Origin of the sequence: Streptomyces sp. NPDC045431 (assembly GCF_040646655.1) — a bacterium.
Lineage (GTDB): Bacteria > Actinomycetota > Actinomycetes > Streptomycetales > Streptomycetaceae > Streptomyces.
The window spans coordinates 1-1,500 of the sequence record NZ_JBEZAQ010000046.1 but is presented as its reverse complement, the minus strand read 5'-3'; the positions used below and the strand labels follow the sequence as shown (position 1 = coordinate 1,500).

Here is a 1,500-nt window from a genome sequence, read left to right as displayed (position 1 = left end):
AACTCCACCCATTACTGGGCTTCCATATCCGGCCTATCAACCCAGTCGTCTACTGGGAGCCTTACCCTCTCAAGGAGGTGGGAATACTCATCTCGAAGCAGGCTTCCCGCTTAGATGCTTTCAGCGGTTATCCCTCCCGAACGTAGCCAACCAGCCATGCCCTTGGCAGAACAACTGGCACACCAGAGGTTCGTCCGTCCCGGTCCTCTCGTACTAGGGACAGCCCTTCTCAATATTCCTACGCGCACAGCGGATAGGGACCGAACTGTCTCACGACGTTCTAAACCCAGCTCGCGTACCGCTTTAATGGGCGAACAGCCCAACCCTTGGGACCGACTCCAGCCCCAGGATGCGACGAGCCGACATCGAGGTGCCAAACCATCCCGTCGATATGGACTCTTGGGGAAGATCAGCCTGTTATCCCCGGGGTACCTTTTATCCGTTGAGCGACGGCGCTTCCACAAGCCACCGCCGGATCACTAGTCCCGACTTTCGTCCCTGCTCGACCCGTCGGTCTCACAGTCAAGCTCCCTTGTGCACTTACACTCAACACCTGATTGCCAACCAGGCTGAGGGAACCTTTGGGCGCCTCCGTTACTCTTTAGGAGGCAACCGCCCCAGTTAAACTACCCATCAGACACTGTCCCTGATCCGGATCACGGACCCAGGTTAGACATCCAGCACGACCAGAGTGGTATTTCAACGACGACTCCACCTGAACTGGCGTCCAAGCTTCACAGTCTCCCACCTATCCTACACAAGCCGAACCGAACACCAATATCAAACTGTAGTAAAGGTCCCGGGGTCTTTCCGTCCTGCTGCGCGAAACGAGCATCTTTACTCGTAGTGCAATTTCACCGGGCCTATGGTTGAGACAGTCGAGAAGTCGTTACGCCATTCGTGCAGGTCGGAACTTACCCGACAAGGAATTTCGCTACCTTAGGATGGTTATAGTTACCACCGCCGTTTACTGGCGCTTAAGTTCTCAGCTTCGCCAACCCGAAAGTCGGCTAACCGGTCCCCTTAACGTTCCAGCACCGGGCAGGCGTCAGTCCGTATACATCGCCTTACGGCTTCGCACGGACCTGTGTTTTTAGTAAACAGTCGCTTCTCGCTGGTCTCTGCGGCCACCCCCAGCTCACCGAGTAAATCGGATCACCAGACGTGGCCCCCCTTCTCCCGAAGTTACGGGGGCATTTTGCCGAGTTCCTTAACCATAGTTCACCCGAACGCCTCGGTATTCTCTACCTGACCACCTGAGTCGGTTTAGGGTACGGGCCGCCATGAAACTCGCTAGAGGCTTTTCTCGACAGCATAGGATCATCCACTTCACCACAATCGGCTCGGCATCAGGTCTCAGACTATGTGTCACGCGGATTTGCCTACGTGACGTCCTACACCCTTACCCCGGGACAACCACCGCCCGGGCTGGACTACCTTCCTGCGTCACCCCATCGCTTACCTACTACCACCTTGGGTCAGCGGCTCCACCACTCCCCT

General features: G+C 56.3%; 1 rRNA gene. It reads right to left on the bottom strand.

The annotated features are described in order from the left end of the window. Positions 1-1,500: ribosomal RNA gene (locus AB0A69_RS33780) — 23S ribosomal RNA — on the bottom strand; the annotation flags it as partial.